This window comes from Bacillus sp. SIMBA_074 (genome assembly GCF_046534555.1).
Taxonomy (GTDB): Bacteria; Bacillota; Bacilli; order Bacillales; family Bacillaceae_G; genus Bacillus_A; species Bacillus_A mycoides.
Genome location: NZ_JAWRYM010000802.1, coordinates 1 through 257 on the forward strand (window position 1 = coordinate 1; position 257 = coordinate 257).

General features: G+C 52.5%; 1 protein-coding gene. It reads right to left on the reverse strand.

Annotated elements, in window-relative coordinates; translation table 11 throughout:
* On the reverse strand, nucleotides 1-135 hold a 135-nt coding region (locus SB773_RS32970; RefSeq protein ID WP_410594630.1), incomplete at its 3' end, for an NAD(P)-binding domain-containing protein.
* Nucleotides 136-257 lie beyond the last annotated feature (122 nt).

Genomic DNA, 257 nt, shown 5'->3' on the forward strand with positions numbered 1-257 from the left:
CGAGACGTCAAATGCCGTAACCGAGTGCCCTCTACGTAGGAGATTTCGCGCCATCGGGGCGCCCATGTTGCCGATTCCGATGAATGCTATCTTCATAGTTGTTCCCGAAAGATTCACCATACGATGAAGTCGCATGCCTCACGATCACCGACAAGTCGGATCAGACTTCCGCATCGACATTCGTTCCGACCGTTTCCTTGACGAAGAAAATGCAGACGATAGAGGTCATCGCAGCCACCACAACTGGGTACCAAAGG